We start from the raw sequence: 15,288 nt of genomic DNA on the forward strand, positions 1-15,288 counted from the left end.
CCTCGACCTGCCGGCCCTCGGGCCCTTCGACTCAGCCGGCGCCGCGAGCCTCCTCCGCAACCACGCCCTCCCCGGAGTGGAGCGGGTCTCGGCCGACGGCCGGCGCCTGGAGCGCCTGCTCACCCTCGACGGGGCGCCGCGGCCGATCGTGCTCGAGGTGACGGAGACCGGGCTGCTGGTGGAGGCGGAGACGGACGTGCTGACGCCGGCGGCCGCGGTCGTCCGTGCCTGGTTCGACCTCGACTCCGACGTGGTGGCGATCGGCGCCGAGCTCTCGCGGGACCCGCTGCTCGCCCGCTCCGTCGCGGCCCGGCCGGGGCTGCGCGCGACGCAGTACCCGGAGGCGTTCGAGGCGGCGGTGATGGCGGTCCTCGGCCAGCAGGTGTCCGTCGCCGCGGCCCGGACCTTCGGCGGACGGACCGCCGCGGCCTTCGGCGCCCCGGGGGAGCGCGGTCTGCTGGCGTTCCCGGCACCCGCCGCCCTGCTCGCGCCGGAGTTCGAGGCGCTGCGCTCGGCGATCGGGATCACCAACGCCCGGGCGCGGACGGTCCGGGCCGTCGCCGAGGCCTTCGCCGCCGGACCCGTGCTCGACCGCGCGGGCGACCTGCCGGAGCAGCGGCGCGCGCTCCTCGCGATCCCGGGCATCGGGCCGTGGACGGCCGACTACCTCGCGCTCCGGTTCCTCGGCGATCCGGACGCCTTCCCCGCCGGCGACCTGGTGCTGCGGAAGGCGCTCGGCCGGGTGAGCACGGCGGAGGCGGAGGCGGCGTCGCAGGCGTGGCGGCCGCACCGGGCGCACGCGGCGTTCCACCTGTGGGCGAGCACCGGAGCGGTCTGAGCGGGTGGACGACCCGAGTCGAGAGCCGCGCCCGGACCGGCGGCCGGGACCGGCCGCCGACGGATCAGGTCAGGTACTCGACGTCGTCGTACAGGATCGGCGCGTCCTCGGCGTCCGGATCCTCGACCGGGACGTCCTCGTGCTCGAGGATGACCGCGACGCCCGGGGAGACCAGCACGCAGACCTCGCGCTCGCCGGCGACCGTGAAGCTCACCATGTCGCCGCGGTTGCGCACGGCCTCGACCAGGCGCTTCTCGAGCTCCTCGGTGTCGAGGGAGACGGCGAGGAGGAAGCGACGGCCGTCGATGCTGAGCGTGGTGCGCCGCATCGTCGCCTCGGGCTCGGGAGGCGTGCCGCGTCCACCGCGGCCGGGCGTGACCGCCTTGACCCGCAGCGACGAGGCGTGCATCCGGATGACGGCGTTCACGAGCCCGCCTCCGGGCGCGACTCGTGGTGGCGGCGGCCGCCGGAGCGGCGGCCCTCCTTCATCTCGGACTCGAAGAGGTGGCGGCGTCCGCCGGCGAGCTCGTCGCGCGCGGCGCGCTCCTGCTCCCGGAACGCGGCGTAGTAGGTGTCGTCGTAGTCCTCGACGATCTGGAAGGTCCAGCGCCCCTCGATGACGTTGCGGCCGACGAGCTCGGCCTCGATCCGCTCGGCGGTCGCGGCGTGGCCGGCCTCGCGCAACGCGTCGACGGCCTCGCCCAGAGCGAGGTCGGCCGCGCCGGTGAGCCGGTGGAAGCCGTAGAGCAGACCGCGGGCGTGCTCGACCGTCTCGAGCGCCTCCGAGAGCTTCCCGAGCGCCGCCACGGTGGCGTCGTCGAGACCCTCCGGGCGCAGGTGCGCGGAGTCGGGGTGGTCGTGTGAGCTGCTCATCCAGGTGAGCTTAGGCCGACCTAAATGCTCTGTGACCCCCTTGCGCCGCCGCCGGGAATGGTTCGTGCCCGGAGCGGCAGGGCGGTCAGGTGCACGTCGCGGAGCCCTCCGTCGTCGGCGACGGCGGTCAGGAAGGTGCAGGCCGGCTGGCGCCTCCGATCCGTCGGGGAGCCCGGATTGAGCAGGCGGAGACCCGCCGGGGAGACGGTGTCCCAGGGGATGTGGCTGTGCCCGAAGACGAGCACGTCGGCACCCGGATGGGCGGCGTCGGCGCGGGTCTCGCGGCCGGTCGCCGCTCCGGTCTCGTGCACCACGCGGACGTCGAGGCCGGCGATGCGGGCGCGCGCGACCTCGGGCAGGCGGGCGCGCAGCGGCTCCGGATCGTTGTTGCCCCACACGGCCAGCAGGAGCGCCGCCCGCTCCTCCAGCGCGTCCAGCGTCGCCTCGTCGACCCAGTCGCCCGCGTGCACGACCAGGTCTGCCTCGTCGACCGCGCGCCACACCTCGTCCGGGAGGGCCTTCGCCCGCTTCGGGAGGTGCGTGTCGGCGAGCAGGAGGAGGCGGACCGGACCGTCGACCTCGGGTGGAGAGCCGTCGGGGCCGGGCTGGAGCAGGGGCATCAGCGGGCGGGGCCGGGCGTCGGCTCCACTCCGCCGTCGGCGCCGGGCTCGGTCGCGGTCCCGGAGCTGCGGAGGCGGGCGTCGAGCGCCTCGAGGTCGGCGGCGAACCAGAGGTGGTCGCCGTGGTTCGACTCGATGACGAAGGCCTGCAGCGCGCTCGACTCCGCCACCGGCCCGCTGACGTCGCCGAGGATCACCAGCCGCTTGCCGTACGAGACGAACTTCTGCACGAACTCGCCGGCGATGCCGGAGCGCAGGCGGAGGAACTCGGGGTCGAGCCGGCCGACGGGCACCACGATCGTCTCGACGTCGCCGCCGTAGGTCTCGCCGATCAGCGCGATCGCGTCGTCCGGGGTCGAGAGCGCGCCTCCGTCGTCGTCGACGAGCAGGAGGGGGACGCCCTGGCGGGTCTCGGTTCTCATCGGGCCAGCCAATCACGTCGGCCGGGGAGAGGCGAGCGGTGCCGTCCGGGCCTCCGCTCGGATCGTCCCCTCCCGGGCTGGCCGTGCTTGCGGGGACACGCCGATCAGGCGTCCGGACGGGCTGCCCGCACCGCCGCTACGAGCCCGGCAGCTCGACGCGGCGCTTGAAGCCCACGTGCGAGTCGACGAAGCCCAGGCGCAGGTAGAAGCGGTGGGCGTCGGTGCGGGCGGCGTCCGAGGTCAGCTGGACGAGCGGCGTGCGGAGCGCGATCGCAGCGACGTCCAGCACCCAGCGCATCAGGGCCGTGCCGATCCCGGCCGACCGCTCGGCGCTCGCCACCCGGACCGCTTCGACGAGCAGGCGGGAGCTGCCGCGGCGCGCCATCCCGGGGATCACGGTCAGCTGCAGCGTGCCGACCACGGCTCCGGCGCCGTCCACCGCGACCACGAGATCGTTGCCCGGGTCCTGCGCGATGCTCCGGAAGGCGGCCTCGTAGGCGGCCCCGTCCTCCTCGGCGGCGACGTCTCCGCGCCCGGCGCTGATCGGGTCGTCGGAGAGGAGCCGGACGATCGCGGGGAGGTCGTCGAGCACCGCACGCCGGAGGAGGAGGCTCCTCTCCCCGGGGCCGGCGTCGCAGGGGAGGGTCAGGTCGGCGATCATGCCCTCATCCTCCCTCTGCTCCACGGCGGGAGCGGTCGTCGGAGGCGGGCAGGACGCGGCTGAGAGCGGCAGGGGGATCCTGGTGCCCGGTCCGCACGTCCACGCGCCGCGTGCCGCAGCCGGCGCAGCGGACGTACACGACGACGCCCTCGCTGGTCCGGTGGGCCGACTCGGTCGTCCAGCCGTGCTCGTGCGGATCGACGGCGGGGGCGAGCGGCTCGGAGGGGTGCGGGGAGGGTGTGGAGGTGCGCATGGGAGCCACTGTGCTGTCATGGTCTTATGCAGCTCAACCCTTACGGCGAGTACGCGGTCCTGCTCGCCGCCTCCCTCGCGAACGACTGGCCGTCCGACCGCGAGGGCATCGAGGCTCGAACGCGCGAATGCGGCATGACGATGGCCTTCGAGTCCGGCCCGGACGACCACGCCAGGACACGCGACGTGATCGACGAGTGGCTGGAAGTGGTCGACGCGCCGACTCCGAGCGACCGGGCGACGTCGCTGAACCGCCAGATGGCCGCGATCGCCGCGTATCCGCGCCTGACCGACCACGACGACGAGGGCTGGCACCTGCACTACCGCGACCAGGACCAGTCCCTGGCGCACGTCCTCCACGCCGTCATCGCGGTGGGCACGGCGCTGCACCTGACGACCCGGGGGATGAGCCGCCTCCTGCGGTGCGAGGCCGGTCGGGCGTCGGGCGACCACTGCAGGAACGTCGTCGTCGACGTGACGCGGAACGGCCGGCAGCGGTACTGCTCCGTCCGCTGCGCGAACCGGGCCGCGGTCCGGCGGCACCGCCTGCGGCACGCGGAGTGAGTCCGCGCGGCCCCGTCACTCCGCCGCGTCGCCGCCCGGCTTCATCCAGAACGGGGAGTAGTGGTAGCCGTCGAGGTCGTCGAACTGGCGCTGGTACATGAAGGGGTAGTCGTCGGTGTCGCCGATCCGGCCGCCCGCGGCGGCGGCCCGCTCGACGAGCTCGTCGACGGCCTCGCGGCTGTCGAGGTCGAACGAGACGGTCACCTTCGAGGGGGTGCCGGGGGCGCCGATCAGCTCCTCGGTGGCGCCGACGCTCTCGTACATCGCGCGGCTCGCCAGCATGACGGACGTGTCGGGACCGATCCCGAAGCAGGAGACGTCCTCGCGGGACATCTCGGCGTTCAGGGTCCAGCCGAGCGCGGTGTAGAAGGCGGTGGCGCGCTCGACGTCGTCGACCGGGCAGGTGATGAAGAGGCTCATGCGCTCACCCTCGCCACCTGCGGGCGGGCCGTCAAGAGCTCCGCGAGGGAACCCCGGACGGCCCGCCGGGACTCAGCGGAACGACCGCAGCCGCAGGCTGTTCAGCACGACGAAGACGCTCGAGAACGCCATCGCGGCGCCGGCCACGAGCGGCCCCAGGAGTCCGGCCATCGCGAGCGGGATCGCGGCCACGTTGTAGGCGAAGGCCCAGAACAGGTTGCCCCGGATGACCGCGAGGGTGCGGCGCCCGAGGCGCAGGGCGTCGGGCACCCGGCCGAGGTCGTCGCCGACGAGCGTGATGTCGCTCGCCTCGATCGCCGCGTCCGATCCGGCGCCCATCGCGATCCCCACGTCCGCGGCGGCCAGCGCGGCGGCGTCGTTCACACCGTCGCCGACGAAGGCGACGTGGCGGCCCTCCGCACGGAGGCGCTCGATCACGGCGAGCTTCTCCTCCGGCAGCACCTCGGCGACGACCTCGTCGATGCCGACGGCCGAGGCGACGGCCTGCGCCGCCCGCGGGTTGTCGCCGGTCAGCACCATCACCCGCAGGCCCCGCTCGCGCAGGGCGCGGACGGTGCGGGACGCCTCCGGCCTCGGCTCGTCGCGGAGGACCGCGAAGCCGCGCAGCGCCCCCTCCCAGCCGACGCCGACGACGGTGCCGCCCTCGGCGGTCGCTCGCTCGGCGCGCTCGGCGAGACCGCCCGGCGCGAAGCCCCACTGCTCCTCCAGCCAGCGCAGCCGGCCGGCGACGACCAGGCGGCCCTCGACCCGGGCGCGCACGCCGAACCCGGTGCTGGAGCGGAATCCGGTCGCCTCGGGGACGTCGAGGTGCGCGGCCCCGGCCACGATCGCTGCGGCGAGCGGATGCTCCGACCCGCGCTCGACGGCGGCGAGCATCCGCAGGCTCTCGTCGTCGCTGGACTCGACGACCTGGAACGCGCCGGTGGTGAGCGTGCCGGTCTTGTCGAGCACGACCGTGTCGATCCGGCGCCCGGCCTCGAGCACCTCCGGCCCGCGGAGGAGGATCCCGAGCTGGGAGCCGCGGCCGGTGCCGACGAGGACGGCGGTCGGGGTGGCCAGGCCCAGCGCGCACGGGCAGGCGACGACGAGGACGGCGACGGCGGGAGAGACGGCGGCGGCGAGTTCGGCGCCGGCGATCAGCCAGCCGGCGAGGGTGGCCAGGGCGAGCACCACCACGACCGGCACGAAGACGGAGGAGACGCGGTCGGCGAGCCGCTGGATGCGCGCCTTGCCGGCCTGCGCGTCCGAGACGAGGCGGCCCATCCGCGCGAGCGTGGTCTCGGAGCCGACGCGGTCGACGCGGACGGTGAGCAGGCCGTGGGCGTTGAGCACTCCGCCGGTCACGGTCGAGCCCGGGCCGACCTCGACCGGCACGCTCTCGCCGGTGAGCATGCTCGCGTCGATCGCGCTCGAGCCCTCGAGCACGGTGCCGTCGGCGGCGACGGTCTCGCCGGGGCGCACGCGGAGGACGTCGCCGACGGCGAGCGAGGACGCGGGCACGCGCTCCTCCTGCCCGTCGGCGGCGACGCGCACGGCGTCCTTCGCGCCGAGGCGGAGGAGCGCCCGGAGCGCCGCACCGGCGTCGCGCTTCGACCGCGCCTCCAGGTAGCGGCCGGCCAGCACGAGGACAGGGACGGCGGCGGCGACCTCGAGGTAGATCTCGTCGTGGCCGGAGCGGCTGCCCAGCAGCTCGAACGGCATGCTCATGCCGGGCCGCCCCGCGTCGCCGAGGAACAGAGCCCAGACTGACCAGGCGAAGGAGGCGCCGACCCCGAGGCTGATCAGGGTGTCCATGGTGGTGGAGCCGTGCCGCAGCGCCCGCCAGGCGTTGCGGTGGAAGGGGAGCGCGCCCCAGACCGCGACCGGCGAGGCGAGGGCGAGGCACAGCCACTGCCAGTTCGCGAACTGCAGCGGCGGGATCATCGAGAGCAGGACCACCGGCACGGCGAGCAGGGCGGAGACGCGGAGCCGGGTGCGCAGGGCGCGCCGCTCGCGGTCGTCGTCGCTCTGCTCCTCCTGCTCCTCCGCCGGAGCCGCCTCGCCGGTGGAGGGGACCGTCGCGCTGTAGCCCGCGGCCTCGACGGCGGCGATCGCGTCGGCCGGAGTCGTGCCGCGCGGGAGGGTCAGCGTCGCGCGCTCGAGGGCGAGGTTGACGGTCGCGTGGACGCCGGGGAGCGCGTCGAGGCGCTTCTCGACCCGCGCGACGCAGGAGGCGCAGGTCATCCCTCCGATGGCGAGCTCGAGCGGGGTGCCGGTGGTCTCGGCCACGTCAGCTCAGGGGAGCGAGGCGGTAGCCCGCGTCGGCGACGGCGGCGGCGATCTCCTCGCGGCCGAGCGGCCGGGAGGAGCCGACCGTGACGGTCGAGACCCCGTCGGGGGCGAGGGACACGTCGACCGCCGAGACCTCGGGGTAGGCGGCGAGCTCCTCGGTGACGCTGAGGACGCAGTGCTCGCAGGTCATGCCCGCGACGCCGAAGCTCTGCACGGACGCGGCCGACAGGGAGCCCTGCGCCGCGTGGCCGGCGTCGGAGCGGCCGGCGTCGCCGTGGCCGCCGCACGCGCAGGCGCCGCCTCCGCCGCAGCCGCAGCCTCCCGTCGATCCGCTCGCGGTCAGGCCGAGGTCGATCCTGGTGCTCATGGGTCCTCCTGTGTCGTGCGTCCGGTCCGATCCGGTCGATCGGCCCGGTGGGCGTCCGGTCGGCATGTCGGTCGCGGCATACCCCCGGGGGGTACTTCATGGTAAGCCCGCCGAGCCCTCTCGGCAAGGCGGGAGGGCGGAGGAGGGATGATCTCAGGGGCGGCTCGGAGCCGCGCGAGGAAGGAGGGGCGCATGGATCCCGCATCGACGCCGCACTGGGGCGAGCCCCCGCCGCGCACGCCGCCGGCGGTCCCGCTGCCCCCGCGCACGCGGTTCGAGCCGACGGCGCTGCTCGCCGCGCCCCTGCCCGCCCCGGCCGCCGTCCGGGCCCGGGTCCGTCAGGCCTCCCCGGAGCGGCAGCGCCGGCTGGCGGCGCTCGCCGCGGTCACCGAGGGGTTCGCCGTCCTGCGCACTCCCGAGCTCGCCCGGGCGCTGCGCCGGATCGCGGCACCCGCCTCCGCCGCTCCGGCCGCCGCCGCCGCGGTGCTGGCCGTCGGCCGCGACGGACTCGAACTCGCCGCCGAGCGCGCGGACGCCCTGCGCATCGCCGAGTGGGATCGGATCGTCTCGGTGGGCGTCGGCACCTCGCCCTCGGGTGCCCACCGGGTCCGCGCACTGGTCCTGGCGGTCCTCGCTCCGCCGCCCGCCTCCGCCGTCCTGCGTGCGGCGAGGCGGCGCCCGCGCACCGTCCTCGTGCCCCTGGTCGTCGCCGCCCCGGCCGCCCTCGGCTGGCGCGTGGCCGACGACCGCACGTTCCTCCTCGCTCTCGACCGCCTCCAGCGCGCCCTCGAGGAGCGTGCCCGGTGAAGGCGCGGTTCCGCTTCGCCCTCGCGGCCGTCGCCGTGCTCGGCCTGGGCCTGGCGCTGCGGTTTGTGCTCACGGGGCTGCTCGCCGACCTCGCCGGCGGAGTGGCCTACGTCGTCCTGGTGGCGCTGCTGATCGCGGTGCTCCTGCCGCGCATCCCGGGCGTGACGGCTGCCGGGATCGCGCTGGCCTGGTCGATCGCGATGGAGCAGCTGCAGGCGATCGGAGTCGCAGCGCGCCTGGTCGAGCTGTGGGCGCCGCTCCGCCTCGTCGTCGGCACCACCTTCTCCTGGCTCGACATCGCGGCCTACGTCCTCGGCGCGGTCGTCGCCGCGGCCGTGCACCTCGCCGTCGCTCCGCGCGAGCAGTCCGCCTGACGGGAGTCCGCGCCCGGCGTCTCCTGTTCGCCCGTCGGCCGGGCTGCCGCGAGGCGTCCCGGCGTCCGCCGAGGCGCCGGCCTCGCCCACCGGACCGCCGAGGTGTTCGTGCGCTCCCCGAGGCGCCGCCGTCCCCGCGGTGCCTCGCCGGCGGACGCGGTGTCTCGCCGCAGGAGCGACGCCGACCGGAGGAGCGACGCCGACCGGAGGAGCGACGCCGACCGCCGGAGCGGCGCGGTCCCTCCGCCCCCGCGCCCCTGATTAGGGTGAAGCCATGAGCGAGCCGGCACTCCCCGAGACGACGGCCCCGCGGGCCTCGGCCCCGCACGACCACCGCCGCGACCGGCGCATCCCCGAGCCCGTCGACCGGTTCGCCACCGGCGAGGAGTACCCCGAGTACCGCGTCGACCTGGAGCGGATCCGCTTCTCGCCGTACTTCGCCCGACTCTCCGCGGTGACCCAGGTCATCTCGCCCTCGGGCGTCGGCCAGGTCGTGCACAACCGGCTCACGCACTCGATCAAGGTCACCGCGGTCGCCCGCGCGATCGCGATGCAGCTGACCACCACCGATCCCGCCCAGCGCGAGCTGGTCGAGCGGCTCGGCGGATGCGACCCGGTGGTCGTGCAGGCCGCGGCCAGCGCGCACGACCTCGGCCACCCTCCGTTCGGCCACCTCGGCGAGCAGGCGCTCGACCGCCTCGCGCGCGAGCGGCTGGGGCTCGCGGAGGGCTTCGAGGGCAACGCGCAGTCGTTCCGGATCCTCTCCGAGCTCGACGTCTGCGAGACGGTGGAGGTGGGGCTGAACCTCACCGCCGCCTCCCGTGCCGCCGTGCTCAAGTACCCGTGGGGGCGGACGGTCCACCGCCCCGGCATCGACTCCGCCGACCCGACCGAGCTGCCCCGCGGCTCGACCGCCAGCCGGTGGGAGACCGCGCCGCCGAAGTTCTCGGCGTACACCCTCGACCTCGACGACCTGCTCGACGCCCGCTCCGGCTTCGCCGCGATCGCCCCCTGGCAGCAGACCCTCGAGTGCTCGGTCATGGACGTCGCCGACGACATCGCCTACTCGCTGCACGACCTCGACGACTTCTACCGCGCGGGGGTGCTGCAGCAGGCGGCCGTCGCCGTGGAGTTCCGCGCGTTCCTCCGCGAGCAGAACGCGCTCGCCGCCCTCGACGCCGAGGAGCTGTGGGCGCGGGCCCCCGGGCACTCGCTCGAGATGCTCCGCCGGAGGCTCGTGGCCCGCGACCCGTGGATCGCGAGCGACGAGCACTTCCGCGCCTCCGTGGAGCGGGTGTCGACCGAGCTGGTCGAGGGGCTCCTCGCGCTCCCCTTCGACGGATCGACGCGCACCGAGCGCGCGATCGAGGCCTTCGTCTCCTCCTGGATCGGCCGCCTGCAGCGCTCCGTGGTGGTGCTCGCCGAGCCGAACGTGCGCTCGGGCCACCTCTCCCTCCTCCCGGACGCCTGGCACGACGTGGCCGTGCTGAAGTTCGTGCACACCCGCTTCGTGATCGACCGGCCGGACTTCGCCACCTACCAGCGCGGCCAGTCGCAGGTGCTCGAGACGCTGGTGACCCACCTCGACGCCTGGCTGGAGGATCCGCGCGACGGCTCGCGGGCTCCGCAGAAGCTGCTCGACCTGATCGAGCTCGCGACCGACGGCTACTTCCGCCTGCGCGCCGACCACCCCGACTGGCTCCCGGCCGACGAGCGCGGCCGGCCGACCTCCGACCCGGCGGCGCTGCAGCGGCTCGGCCGGGGACGCGGTGTGGTCGACTACGTCGCGACCCTGACCGACGAGCAGGCGATGGCGCTCGCCGCCCGCCTCCGCGGCGATCGCGAGCCGTGGGCGATGGGGACCTGACGCCCCGGCGGGTGGGTTGACACCGCGCGTCGCGTGTGGCCTCGTCGGCTCCCCACCCGTCGTTCCGGGGGAGGAGCCTCCGCCGGGCCGCCGAGGACGCGTTCCGCGACCGCCCAGCCGGCGTCCAGGAAGCGCAGCCTGAACGACAGCGTAAAATCACGGAGGCACATGCCAGGATCGACAACTCGACAGGGAGTTCCGTTGGACGGAAACGCAACGACCACGCACCGCAACGTCGCATTGCTGTCCGTCGCGACCACGCTGGCTCCGCGCGTGACCACCTCGGCCGAGATCGAGGCGCGGCTCGCTCCGGCGCTCAAGCGCCTGCGGCTCCCCACCGGGCTCCTCCAGCGCGTCGCCGGAGTGCACGAGCGCCGCAACTGGGGCTCCGAGCAGGGCTTCGACGGAGCGGCGATCGACGCGGGCAAGCGCGCTCTCGCCGAGGCCGGCGTCCGCGCCGACCAGATCGGCCTGATCATCAACACGTCGGTGACCCGCAAGCACCTCGAGCCCTCGGTCGCCGTGCGCCTGCACCACGGGCTCGGCCTGCCCTCGTCGGCCATCAACTTCGACATCGCGAACGCGTGCCTCGGCTTCGTCAACGGCATGACCCTCGCCGCGCAGCTGATCGACTCCGGCCAGATCCGCTACGCGCTCATCATCGACGGCGAGGACGCCGACGAGATCCAGGTCAACACCATCGAGCGCCTGAGCCGCGAGGGCGTCAAGCGCAAGGACTTCATGAGCGAGTTCGCGAGCCTGACCCTCGGCTCCGGCGCGGCCGCGGCCGTCCTCGGCCCGGCCGACGAGCACCCCAAGGGCCACCGCATCCTCGGCGGCATCACCCGCGCGGCCACGCAGTTCAACGAGCTCTGCGTCGGCAGCGTCGACGGCATGTTCACGGACGCGAAGGCGCTGCTCAAGGGCGGCATGGAGCTCGTCCTCTCGGCGTGGAAGGAGGCCACCCGCGACTGGAACTGGAGTGGGATGGACCGCTACATCACGCACCAGGTGTCGGACGTGCACACCGACGCCCTGGTGAAGGCGGTCGGCATCGACCGCAGCCGCGTCCCCACGACCTACCCCACCCTCGGCAACGTCGGCCCGGCGTCGATCCCGATCACCCTGGCCCAGGAGGCCGAGACCCTGCAGCCGGGCAACCGGGTGCTGCTCATCGGAGTGGGCTCGGGCATCAACACCGCGATGCTCGAGATCGCCTGGTGAGCGCGCCCCACCCGGCCGAGCGGATCCGCGGAGCGCTCGGCTCCACGGCCGCGGCGCAGCTGCCCCCGGCCGGGCTCGACGGGCTCGATCCCGCGTGGTCGCGCCTCGTCGACGCTCCGGACGCCCAGGGCGTGCCGCGCCGCTGGCACCTGCTCGACACGGGTGGGGCCCTCGGCACGGAGCCCGTCGGCACCGTCCTCTGCGTGCACGGCAACCCCACCTGGTCCTACCTCTGGCGCCGCCTCGCGGCCGCCACGCTCGAGTCGGCCCGCCACGGAGGCCCCGCCTGGCGGGTGGTCGCTGTCGACCAGCTCGAGATGGGCTTCTCCGAGCGGACCGGCGCCCTGCACACGCTCGCCGACCGCGTGCGCGAGCTCTCGAACCTCACCGACGTGCTCGGCCTCGACGACGTGGTCACCCTCGGCCACGACTGGGGCGGAGTCGTCTCGCTGGGCTGGGCGGTCGACCACCCGGAGCAGCTGCGCGCCACGATGCTCCTGAACACCGCGATCCACCAGAGCGCCGACGAGCCGATCCCGGCCCCGCTCCGGCTCGCGCTCGCCTCGGGTGTGCTCGGCGCCTCGACGGTCGGCACGCCGGCCTTCCTCGAGACGACCCTCGCGCTGGGGCACCCGGCGCTGCCCTCCGCGGTGAAGGAGGGATACCGCGCGCCCTACCGGTCCGCGTCGCGCCGCGGCGGAGTGGGCGGCTTCGTCGCCGACATCCCGGTCGACTCCGCCCACCCGAGCGACCCGGAGCTGCAGCGCATCGCCGAGGGCGTCAGCGCCCTGACGACGCCGGCCCTGATGCTCTGGGGCCCGCTGGACCCGATCTTCTCCGACCGCTACCTCGACGACCTCGTCGACCGCCTCCCGCACGCGCAGGTCCACCGCTACGAGGGAGCGGGCCACCTGGTGGCCGAGGACGTCGACTACGCGTCCGCCGTCCTCACCTGGCTGGGCGACCTCTCCGACGGCGAGGAGCCGTTCGGCGGCGACCCCGCCCCCGACGTCCGACGCCCGACCGCGCCGGTCGAGCCGCTCTGGGCGCACCTCGACCGCAATGCGCAGGACGACTCGCTCGCCCTGGTCGAGATGGCGCCTCCCGGAGGCGGCGGGCCCCGCTCGGTCTCGTGGCGCCTGCTCTCGCAGCGGGTCCGCGAGCTCGCCGCCGGGCTCCGCGCCTCCGGCGTCTCCCCGGGCGACCGCGTCTCGCTCCTCGTGCCGCCCGGCGCCGACCTGACGGCGCTGCTCTACGCGTGCCTGCGCATCGGAGCCGTCGTGGTCGTCGCCGACGCGGGCCTGGGCCTGCGCGGTCTCACCCGCGCGGTCCGTGGCGCCTGGCCGGATCTGGTGGTCGGCGCCCTGCCCGGCCTCACCGTCGCGCGGGCCCTCCGCTGGCCCGGCGGCCGGGTCTCGACGCAGACCCTGCCCCGCGCCTCCGCCTCGGCCCTCGGGGTCGACACCTCGCTCGGGCAGCTGATCGAGCTCGGCCGCGCCGAGCTGGCCGCCGACCCGGAGGCGCTGGGCGAGGCGCCCGCCGGCGATGCCGTGGCCGCGATCCTGTTCACCTCCGGCTCGACCGGCCCCGCCAAGGGCGTCGTCTACACGCACCGGCAGCTGGCGGGCGTCCGCGACGCGCTCGCCCGCCAGTACGGGATCGGACCGGGCACCGGCCTCGTCGCGGGCTTCGCGCCGTTCGCACTGCTCGGTCCCGCGCTGGGCACGCGCTCCGCCACTCCGGACATGGACGTCACCGCGCCCCGGACGCTCACCGCGGCCGCCGTCGCCGCGGCCGCCGCACGGGTCGACGCGACCGTGCTGTTCCTCTCGCCGGCCGCACTGGCCAACGTCGTGGCCACCGCCGGTGCGCTCGACACTGACGACCACCGCGCCCTCGCCGGCGTGCGCACCTTCCTCTCGGCCGGCGCCCCCGTCTCGGCGGGACTGCTCGGCGAGGCGCAAGCGCTCATGCCGAACGCCTCCGCCCGCACTCCCTACGGCATGACCGAGGGGCTGCTGCTCACCGACGCGTCGCTGGAGGGCATCCGCGAGGCCGCCTCCGACGACGATCCGCGCGGAGGCGTCTGCGTGGGCGTGCCCGCCGCGGGCGTCCGGCTGCGGATCGCCCCGCTCGACGCCGGCGGCCGCGCCGCGGACGAGCCGGAGGAGATCACCGGCACGACCGGCGAGATCGTCGTCTCGGCCGGTCACGTCGAGGACCACTACGAGCGCCTCTGGCTCACCGACCGCGCCGCCCGCGTCGGCGCCGTCCCGGGTGAGCGCTGGCACCGCACCGGGGACGTCGGGCGGATCGACTCCGCCGGCCGCCTCTGGGTCGAGGGCCGCATGCCGCACGTCGTCGTCACTCCCGACGGCGTGGTCACGCCGGTCGGACCGGAGCAGCGGATCGAGGCGCGCGTGGCCTCGGTCGCCCGCGCCGCGATCGTCGGAGCCGGCCCGCGCGGAGTCGCGCAGCTGGTCGCCGTGGTCGAGCTGCGCTCGGGCGCGCGCCGCGTGGTGCTGGCCGAGGAGGCCCTCGCCGCCGAGGTGCGCGCGGCCGTCGGCCGGCCCGTCGCCGCGGTGCTCGTCGTCCCGGCGCTGCCCACCGACATCCGCCACAACTCCAAGATCGACCGGGCCGCGCTCTCGCGCTGGGCCGAGGGCGTGCTCGCCGGCGGCCCGATGGTGGCTCCGTGAGGGTCCTGGTCACCGGCGCGAGCGGCCTGCTCGGCGGTGCGGTGGCCGCGGGCCTCGTCGCCCAGGGGCACGAGGTCCGCACCTTCCAGCGTCGGCCCTCCGGGGTCGCGGGCGTCGAGGAGGCGCGGGGCTCCCTGACGGATCCGCGCGCGGTCGAGGAGGCCGTCGACGCGGCCGAGGGCGTCGTGCACCTCGCCGCGAAGGTCTCGCTCGCCGGCGATCCGGGCGACTTCGACCGCGTGAACATCGACGGCACCCGGCGTCTGCTCGCCGCCGCCGCCCGCGCCGGCGTGAGCCGCTTCGTCCAGATCTCGTCGCCCTCCGTCGCCCACTCCGGCTCCTCGATCACCGGCGACGACGCCGAACCCGCCGATCCGGACCGGGCCCGCGGCGACTACGCGTGCACCAAGGCCCGCGCCGAGCTGCTGGCCCTCGCTGCCGACGCCCCCGGCTTCGCGGTGGTCGCCGTGCGCCCGCACCTGGTCTGGGGTCCGGGCGACACCCAGCTCGTCGCCCGCATCGTCGAGCGGGCGCGCGCCGGCCGGCTGCCGCTCCTCGGGCACGGCCAGGCGCTGATCGACTCCACCTACATCGACAACGCCGCCTCGGCGATCGTCGCTGCTCTCGGGCGGGCGGAGGAGGTGCACGGCCGCTCCTACGTCGTCACCAACGGCGAGCCGCGCCCCGTCGCCGAGCTGCTCGCCGGGATCTGCCGCGCCTCGGGCGTCGAGCCGCCGCGCTGGTCCGTCCCCGCCTCCGTCGCCCGCGTCGCGGGCTCGCTCGTCGAGCGCGTGTGGGCCGTGCGGCCCGGCGCCGATGAGCCGCCGATGACCCGCTTCCTCGCCGAGCAGCTCTCGACCGCGCACTGGTTCGACCAGCGCCGCACGCGCGCCGATCTGCAGTGGAGCCCGTCGGTCACCCTCGACGAGGGTCTGGCGCGCCTGTCCACCGCCCGCTGAGGCGGCGGCTCCGGAGACGACGGAACGGACGGGACTCCGTCGCCGAGGC

Annotated in this window: 17 protein-coding genes; 8 read left to right on the forward strand and 9 right to left on the reverse strand. The window is 75.5% G+C overall.

Annotated elements, in window-relative coordinates:
• The first annotated feature begins 7 nt into the window (after positions 1–7).
• Complete coding sequence (locus C5C25_RS03560; RefSeq protein ID WP_258069333.1) at positions 8–838, forward strand: DNA-3-methyladenine glycosylase; 831 nt, start codon at positions 8–10, stop codon at positions 836–838.
• Positions 839–902: 64 nt separating this feature from the next.
• On the opposite strand, the gene C5C25_RS03565 is transcribed toward C5C25_RS03560, so the two are convergent.
• The 6 genes from C5C25_RS03565 to C5C25_RS03590 form a co-directional block, all read right to left on the reverse strand.
• Positions 903–1,265, reverse strand: coding sequence for a hypothetical protein (locus C5C25_RS03565; RefSeq protein WP_104224172.1), 363 nt, complete (start codon positions 1,263–1,265; stop codon positions 903–905).
• Complete coding sequence (locus tag C5C25_RS03570; protein WP_104249750.1) at positions 1,262–1,711, reverse strand: hypothetical protein; 450 nt, start codon at positions 1,709–1,711, stop codon at positions 1,262–1,264. The genes C5C25_RS03565 and C5C25_RS03570 overlap by 4 nt, the downstream gene beginning before the upstream one ends.
• 20 nt (positions 1,712–1,731) lie before the next feature.
• Positions 1,732–2,331 (reverse strand): metallophosphoesterase, encoded by a 600-nt coding sequence (locus C5C25_RS03575; protein WP_104225945.1) that lies wholly within the window; start codon positions 2,329–2,331, stop codon positions 1,732–1,734.
• Entirely contained in the window at positions 2,331–2,753 is a 423-nt protein-coding gene (locus tag C5C25_RS03580; RefSeq protein ID WP_104249751.1) for a DUF4180 domain-containing protein, read from the reverse strand. The genes C5C25_RS03575 and C5C25_RS03580 overlap by 1 nt, the downstream gene beginning before the upstream one ends.
• Positions 2,754–2,889: 136 nt before the next feature.
• Positions 2,890–3,414, reverse strand: coding sequence for a GNAT family N-acetyltransferase (locus C5C25_RS03585; protein WP_104249752.1), 525 nt, complete (start codon positions 3,412–3,414; stop codon positions 2,890–2,892).
• Between the two features lie 4 nt (positions 3,415–3,418).
• Positions 3,419–3,667 carry a hypothetical protein gene (locus C5C25_RS03590; protein ID WP_104224177.1) on the reverse strand — a complete coding sequence of 83 codons (249 nt, stop codon included), beginning with the start codon at positions 3,665–3,667 and terminating at the stop codon, positions 3,419–3,421.
• A gap of 26 nt (positions 3,668–3,693) precedes the next feature.
• Between C5C25_RS03590 and C5C25_RS03595 the strand changes: the two genes are divergently transcribed.
• The gene (locus C5C25_RS03595; RefSeq protein WP_104249753.1) at positions 3,694–4,230 is read left to right on the forward strand and encodes a CGNR zinc finger domain-containing protein; all 537 of its coding nucleotides are present in this window, start codon (positions 3,694–3,696) and stop codon (positions 4,228–4,230) included.
• Between the two features lie 15 nt (positions 4,231–4,245).
• Here C5C25_RS03595 and C5C25_RS03600 read toward each other — a convergent pair whose 3' ends face one another.
• The 3 genes from C5C25_RS03600 to C5C25_RS16740 all read right to left on the reverse strand — a co-directional run bounded on the left by C5C25_RS03600 (position 4,246) and on the right by C5C25_RS16740 (position 7,309).
• Entirely contained in the window at positions 4,246–4,650 is a 405-nt protein-coding gene (locus C5C25_RS03600) for a VOC family protein (protein ID WP_104249754.1), read from the reverse strand.
• A 72-nt stretch (positions 4,651–4,722) separates the two neighbouring features.
• A complete protein-coding gene (locus tag C5C25_RS03605; RefSeq protein WP_258069327.1) occupies positions 4,723–6,939 on the reverse strand; it encodes a cation-translocating P-type ATPase in 2,217 nt (738 codons plus the stop codon).
• A 1-nt stretch (position 6,940) separates the two neighbouring features.
• Positions 6,941–7,309, reverse strand: a complete 369-nt coding sequence (locus tag C5C25_RS16740) for a heavy-metal-associated domain-containing protein (RefSeq protein ID WP_104249755.1) — start codon at positions 7,307–7,309, stop codon at positions 6,941–6,943.
• Between the two features lie 192 nt (positions 7,310–7,501).
• Here C5C25_RS16740 and C5C25_RS16410 point away from each other — a divergent pair, with 192 nt between their 5' ends.
• From C5C25_RS16410 to C5C25_RS03635, 6 genes are all read left to right on the forward strand, one after another.
• Entirely contained in the window at positions 7,502–8,116 is a 615-nt protein-coding gene (locus C5C25_RS16410) for a hypothetical protein (protein ID WP_181133623.1), read from the forward strand.
• Entirely contained in the window at positions 8,113–8,490 is a 378-nt protein-coding gene (locus C5C25_RS16415; RefSeq protein WP_104262387.1) for a DUF2809 domain-containing protein, read from the forward strand. Before C5C25_RS16410 ends, C5C25_RS16415 begins: the two co-directional genes overlap by 4 nt.
• A 274-nt stretch (positions 8,491–8,764) precedes the next feature.
• Positions 8,765–10,357, forward strand: coding sequence for a deoxyguanosinetriphosphate triphosphohydrolase family protein (locus C5C25_RS03620; RefSeq protein WP_104233447.1), 1,593 nt, complete (start codon positions 8,765–8,767; stop codon positions 10,355–10,357).
• Between the two features lie 168 nt (positions 10,358–10,525).
• Positions 10,526–11,581, forward strand: coding sequence for a 3-oxoacyl-ACP synthase III (locus C5C25_RS03625; RefSeq protein WP_104224183.1), 1,056 nt, complete (start codon positions 10,526–10,528; stop codon positions 11,579–11,581).
• Positions 11,578–14,280, forward strand: coding sequence for an alpha/beta fold hydrolase (locus C5C25_RS03630; RefSeq protein WP_258069328.1), 2,703 nt, complete (start codon positions 11,578–11,580; stop codon positions 14,278–14,280). Before C5C25_RS03625 ends, C5C25_RS03630 begins: the two co-directional genes overlap by 4 nt.
• A complete protein-coding gene (locus tag C5C25_RS03635) occupies positions 14,277–15,239 on the forward strand; it encodes an NAD(P)-dependent oxidoreductase (RefSeq protein ID WP_104249756.1) in 963 nt (320 codons plus the stop codon). The genes C5C25_RS03630 and C5C25_RS03635 overlap by 4 nt, the downstream gene beginning before the upstream one ends.
• Positions 15,240–15,288 lie beyond the last annotated feature (49 nt).

This window comes from Rathayibacter sp. AY2B9, assembly GCF_002931595.1.
In the GTDB taxonomy this organism is placed as follows: Bacteria; Actinomycetota; Actinomycetes; order Actinomycetales; family Microbacteriaceae; genus Rathayibacter.

Excerpts from the sequence above, each read along its gene's own strand:
- C5C25_RS03570 (WP_104249750.1), bottom strand. The coding sequence starts at position 1,711 with ATGAGCAGCTCACACGACCACCCCGACTCCGCGCACCTGCGCCCGGAG.
- C5C25_RS03575 (WP_104225945.1), bottom strand. The coding sequence starts at position 2,331 with ATGCCCCTGCTCCAGCCCGGCCCCGACGGCTCTCCACCCGAGGTCGAC.
- C5C25_RS03580 (WP_104249751.1), bottom strand. The coding sequence starts at position 2,753 with ATGAGAACCGAGACCCGCCAGGGCGTCCCCCTCCTGCTCGTCGACGAC.
- C5C25_RS03585 (WP_104249752.1), bottom strand. The coding sequence starts at position 3,414 with ATGATCGCCGACCTGACCCTCCCCTGCGACGCCGGCCCCGGGGAGAGG.
- C5C25_RS03590 (WP_104224177.1), bottom strand. The coding sequence starts at position 3,667 with ATGCGCACCTCCACACCCTCCCCGCACCCCTCCGAGCCGCTCGCCCCC.
- C5C25_RS03595 (WP_104249753.1), top strand. The coding sequence starts at position 3,694 with ATGCAGCTCAACCCTTACGGCGAGTACGCGGTCCTGCTCGCCGCCTCC.
- C5C25_RS03600 (WP_104249754.1), bottom strand. The coding sequence starts at position 4,650 with ATGAGCCTCTTCATCACCTGCCCGGTCGACGACGTCGAGCGCGCCACC.
- C5C25_RS16740 (WP_104249755.1), bottom strand. The coding sequence starts at position 7,309 with ATGAGCACCAGGATCGACCTCGGCCTGACCGCGAGCGGATCGACGGGA.
- C5C25_RS16410 (WP_181133623.1), top strand. The coding sequence starts at position 7,502 with ATGGATCCCGCATCGACGCCGCACTGGGGCGAGCCCCCGCCGCGCACG.
- C5C25_RS03620 (WP_104233447.1), top strand. The coding sequence starts at position 8,765 with ATGAGCGAGCCGGCACTCCCCGAGACGACGGCCCCGCGGGCCTCGGCC.
- C5C25_RS03625 (WP_104224183.1), top strand. The coding sequence starts at position 10,526 with ATGCCAGGATCGACAACTCGACAGGGAGTTCCGTTGGACGGAAACGCA.